This window comes from Nocardia sp. NPDC060220 (assembly GCF_042727815.1).
Lineage (GTDB): Bacteria > Actinomycetota > Actinomycetes > Mycobacteriales > Mycobacteriaceae > Nocardia.
The window spans coordinates 1-5,173 of sequence record NZ_JBHWZY010000500.1; the positions used below are offsets into that span (position 1 = coordinate 1).

At 69.5% G+C, this 5,173-nt stretch carries 3 protein-coding genes; all 3 read left to right on the top strand.

What is annotated here, in order from left to right; translation table 11 throughout:
- Positions 1–264 precede the first annotated feature (264 nt).
- Positions 265–1,083 carry a GNAT family N-acetyltransferase gene (locus ACFWF3_RS23485; RefSeq protein ID WP_378991558.1) on the top strand — a complete coding sequence of 273 codons (819 nt, stop codon included), beginning with the start codon at positions 265–267 and terminating at the stop codon, positions 1,081–1,083.
- A gap of 46 nt (positions 1,084–1,129) precedes the next feature.
- Positions 1,130–2,041: a lysophospholipid acyltransferase family protein gene (locus ACFWF3_RS23490; protein ID WP_379315289.1), complete on the top strand. Its 912-nt coding sequence runs from the start codon at positions 1,130–1,132 to the stop codon at positions 2,039–2,041.
- A gap of 378 nt (positions 2,042–2,419) precedes the next feature.
- Positions 2,420–5,173, top strand: a 2,754-nt coding sequence (locus ACFWF3_RS23495; protein ID WP_379315290.1) for an amino acid adenylation domain-containing protein, incomplete at its 3' end; no start/stop codon positions are given.

Below are 5,173 nucleotides of genomic sequence, written 5' to 3' on the forward strand. Positions count from 1 at the left end.
GCGAGTGAACGCCTGACCCACTGCGAGACGGTCCGCCGAGGAATCGGCGGGCCGTTGTCGTTTTCGCAATGCTCGAAATACCCGATCGTGAAGCGGGTCCAGCGCCGAAATCGGTCGTGTTCGGCTAGAAACCCGCAGGTGGGCGAACGATGGGCAGCGGGTCGGTAAACGCCCGGTGTGACGCCCATCTCGTTCACCGAACGGGCATCGGCACGACACTGGAGCGTCGCTCCGATGCCAGCTCGGACTGGCTTCATCAGCAGTATGACAATTTCGTCCGTGTTGACCGCCCCGGCGCCGGACTCCGGGGTGGGGAAATCTCGGTACTCCTTGGTCGTCGCGTCTGATGCCGAGCACCGGGAAGCCGCACAGCGACTGCGCTATCAGGTGTTCGCCTCCGAACCCGGTTTCCAGATGCCCGAGAACGCCACCGGCCTCGACGCCGACAAGTTCGACGAGCACTGCGACCACCTGCTGGTTCGGGACGAGTTCTCCGAACAGTTCGTCGGCTGCTACCGCATGCTGCCGCCGGACAAGGTCGACGCGGCGGGCGGCTACTACACCGCCACCGAGTTCGATCTGACCCAGCTCGATCCCACCGGTCACCGGATCGTCGAGATGGGCCGGGCCTGCGTGGTGCCCGATCACCGCAACGGCTCGGTGCTCACCCTCATGTGGGCGGGCATCCTGCACTACATCCAGCTCACCGGATACGACTGGGTGATGGGCTGTGTGTCGGTGCCGATGCGCGATTCCCCGACCGATCCGGCCGGGGTGAACGTGCGCGGCGTGCGCGACCAGCTGCTCGGCCGCCACGCGTGCGACCCCGAGCGCCGGGTGCACCCGTACAACCCGGTCGTCGTCGACGGACTCTCCCTCGATCAGATGACCCCGCCGAGCCGCCCCAAGATGCCGCCGCTGCTGCGCGGTTACCTGCGCCTCGGCGCCGAGATCTGCGGCGAACCGGCCCACGATCCCGATTTCGCCGTCGCCGACTTCGTCGCGCTGCTCGGCATGGAAACCATCAACACCCGGTACCTGGAGCGGCTGCAGAGCGCGGCCGCCAATTTCGACGGGAAGTAAACCCATGGTGTTCGACGCGCCGCTTGCAACGCACTCTCATTCGTGGATGCCGTCGAGCCCCTGTGGGTCCGGCTGCATCGAGCCGATCGACGAGGTCGGCACCGCCAGGATGTTCGCCCGGCTGGCCGGAATGGCCGGGCTGGTCCTCAGCTTCCCGGTACTGACCGTGGCCACCCCGAAGTCGCGGCGCGAGCAGTTGCAGCGCCGTTACGCCAGGGCGGCACTGAGTTGCCTCGGGATGCGATTACGCATCATCGATAATCGGATTCCCGAGCAGTCCTCGGCGGAGGGTTTCGCCGACACCGGCACCGCGGTGATGATCGTGGCCGGGCACATCGGCTGGGCGGATGTGGTGGCGCTGGCCGCGGTGCAGCCGGTCAGCTTCGTGGCCCGTGCCGACATGGTCGAGTGGCCGCTGCTGGGCAAACTCGCCAAGCTCACTCGCGTCATCCCGATCGAGCGGGCGCGACTGCGTGAACTGCCCGGCGTGGTCGGGCAGGTGGCCGACCGGCTGTCCGCGGGTAACCGGATCGTCGTCTTCCCCGAGGGCACCACCTGGTGCGGCCGGGCCTACGGTTCGATGCGGCCCGCCATGTTCCAGGCCGCCGTCGACACCACCACTCCGGTCCAGCCGGTGCGGCTGCGGTACCTGGACAGTGACGGAATGCCGTGCACCGTACCCGGTTTCGTCGGTACCGACACCTTCGCCGATTCCGCGAAGAGAGTGCTGCGCAGCAAGGGCATGATCGCCGAGATCGTGCTCGAGCCGCTCGAACACCCCGGACTGGATCGCCGGGATCTGGCCCGGCGCTGCGAGGCGGCGGTGCGGGGCACCGACCGTTCCCGCCACGGGGTGGCCGACACCCAGTGGATCGAAGCGGGCAATACCCGCGTGCAGGACCCCTCGATGGGGGAGCAGGGGGAGGTTCGCCGACCGGCGAGGGCTACTGCCTGGTAACCATTCTCGGCCGGAATCGTCGACTGCCGGAGACCGCGTTCGTGGTCTCCGGTTTTGTCGTCTGTGTCGGAGGAATCGTCACGGACATGCAGGTCGGCGACGGGCCGACAAATAGTGGGAATGTGAAAAGCTCGTGTCCGCTCGGAGATGTTTCGTCCTGCGTATGACCTGCGTATGAGCTGTGTAACAAACTGGCCAGTCGGCTATACCCATCGGTGTGTACGTTGAAACGATCAAATTGCCACTGCGCCGAAATTGATGAGATATTTGCGGTACCGTCACGCAGGATTTTTCCGATACCCCGTGTAGCCGAGAGTCCAGGCGATGGTCGAGATGTGCGATCGCAAGGGTGATCCATGGTGAAGGGAAGCCTTTCCGGTGACTGAGCAAGCTTCTGGCGTACGCCGTCGCGCCGCGCGCCGAATCCGCCGCGCGCCCGTGACGTCCACGTTGCCGCGCCTCCTGCTGGCCGCCGTCGAGCGTGCCCCCGAGGCGCCCGCGTTGCGATTTGCCGGGCAGACCCTCACCTACACCGAACTGGACCAGTGGTCGTCGCGTCTGGCCAGGGTGCTGATCGCCCGCGGCCTCGGCCCCGGTGACCGGTTCGTCCTCGCGCTGACCCGCTCGATCGAGTCCGTGGTCGCGGTCTGGGCGGCCGCCAAGTCCGGCGCCACCTTCGTGCCCGTCGATCCCCGCTACCCGGCCGAACGGGTGGCCCATATGCTCGCCGACTCCGGTGCCGCGTTCGGGCTGGCCACGGCGGCGGACGCGGCCCGGCTCGACGCCGGGATCCAGTGGCTCGCCCTCGATTCCGACGAGTTCGGCGTCGAATGCGCCGCGATGTCGGACGAACCCGTGAGCGCGGGCGAACGCGTCCGCAGGCTTTCCCCGGACGACCTCGCCTACATCATCTACACCTCCGGCTCGACCGGCGTCCCCAAGGGGGTCGCGGTCACCCACACCGGTCTGGCCGGGCTGTGCGCCGAACAGGTCCGCCGCTTCGGCATCACCCCCGCCTCCCGCACGCTGCACTTCGCCTCGCCCAGCTTCGACGCCAGCATGCTGGAGATGCTGCTGGCGATCGGCGCGAGCGCGACGATGGTCATCGCGCCGCCCGATGTCTACGGTGGCGACGAACTGACCGAACTGCTGCGCGCCGAACGGGTGACCCACGCCTTCATCACGCCCGCCGCCCTGGCCGGGCTCGACCCGGCGGCGCTGCCGGAACTGGCCGCGCTCGCCGTCGGCGGTGAGGCCTATCCGCCCGAGTTGATCGCGCGGTGGGCGCCCGGCCGCGCGTTCTTCAATGTGTACGGCCCGACCGAGACCACCATCGTCTGCGCGATGAGCGATCGGCTGACCGCCGACGACGTGATCACCATGGGCGACACGATCCCCGGGATGACGGCACTGGTCCTCGACGCCCGCTTGCGCCCGGTTCCGGATCGGGTGCCCGGCGAGCTCTACCTCACGGGGGAAGGTCTGGCCCGCGGTTACCACGATCGCGCCGGGCTCACCGCGAGCAGATTCGTCGCCGACCCGCTCGGTCGCGGCAGGCTCTACCGCACCGGTGATCTGGTGCAGTGGGTTCCCGTGCCCGGCGGCGTCGGCCTGAAATTCCTCGGGCGCACCGACGCGCAGGTGAAGCTGCGTGGCTTCCGCATCGAACTCGGCGAGATCGACGCGCTGTTCGCCGCCGACGACACGGTGCGCTTCGCCGCCACGCTGATCCGGACGCTGCCCAGCGGGGAGAGCGCGCTCGTCTCCTACCTCGTCGCGGCCGCGGGTGCCACGATCGACACGACGGCACTCATCCGGCTGGCCGAGCGGCGCCTGCCCCAGCACGCGGTGCCCGCCGCGATCGTGGTGCTCGACGAGGTGCCGTTGACGCCGGTCGGCAAGCTCGATCACCGGGCACTGCCCGCGCCGGAACTCGCCGCCCGCGAGTTCGAGGAGCCGCGCGGTGACACCGAGCGCACCGTGGCCGCGGTCTTCGCCGAACTGCTCGGCGCCGACCCGATCGGGCGCGGCGACGACTTCTTCGCTCTCGGCGGCAATTCGCTGCTCGCCACCCAGCTGGCCGGTCGGCTCGGTGCCGCGGTCGGGGTGCGGGTACCGGCCCGCACCGTGTTCGAGCACGGCACGGTGGCCGAGCTGGCCGGTGCCCTCGACGCGCTGGTCGGTGCCGCGTCGGCGCGGGTACCGCTGACCCGGCGCGAACGTGGTGCGCACGTCCCGCTGTCGCTCGCCCAGCAGCGCATGTGGTTCATGGCGCGGCTGGATCCCGACTCCAGTGCCTACAACATCCCGGTCGCGCTGCGGCTGTCCGGCCCGCTCGACACCGTCGCGCTCACCACCGCACTCGACGACGTGCTCGAGCGCCACGAGGTGCTGCGCACGGTGTACCCCGAGCACGAGGGCGCGGGTTTCCAGCAGGTGCTGCCCGTGGCGCAGGCCGGCCTCGACGTGGTGGTCGACCCGATCGCGGAAGCCGATCTGCCGGGCGCACTGGCCAGGCTGACATTCGGCGGATTCGACGTGTGCCGTCGAGTTCCCGTGCGCGCGGCCGTGTTCCGGCTCTCCGCGACCGACCATGTGCTGGCGGTGGTCGTGCACCACATCGCCACCGACGGCTTCTCGCTCGGCCCGCTGACGCGCGACCTGATGACCGCCTATGCCGCTCGTGCCGCCGGTGCGGCGCCCGGCTGGGCGCCGTTGCCCGTGCAGTACGCGGACTACACGCTCTGGCAGCAGGAAATGCTCGGCGCGGCAGACGATGCCGGCTCGCTGCTGGCCGAACAGCTCGGGTTCTGGCGCACCGCGCTCGCCGGTGCCCCGGCCCTGCTCGAGCTGCCCACCGACCGGCCGCGTCCGCCGGTGGCGGGAACTCGCGGTGCCGCAGAGGACTTCGCGGTGCCCGCCGAGGTGCACGCCGCGCTGGAAACCCTGGCGCGCGAACACAATGCCTCGCTGTTCATGGTCGTGCGCGCCGCGCTGTCGGTGCTGCTGGCGCGGGTCGCCGGTACCGAGGATGTCACCGTCGGCGCGCCGGTCGCGGGCCGTGGCGAACCCGAGCTCGACGATCTCGTCGGCATGTTCGTCAACACCATCGTGTTGCGCACCCGCGTCGAC

Coding starts and splice junctions, on each gene's coding strand:
- ACFWF3_RS23485 (WP_378991558.1), top strand. CDS start 265: ATGACAATTTCGTCCGTGTTGACCGCCCCGGCGCCGGACTCCGGGGTG.
- ACFWF3_RS23490 (WP_379315289.1), top strand. CDS start 1,130: ATGCCGTCGAGCCCCTGTGGGTCCGGCTGCATCGAGCCGATCGACGAG.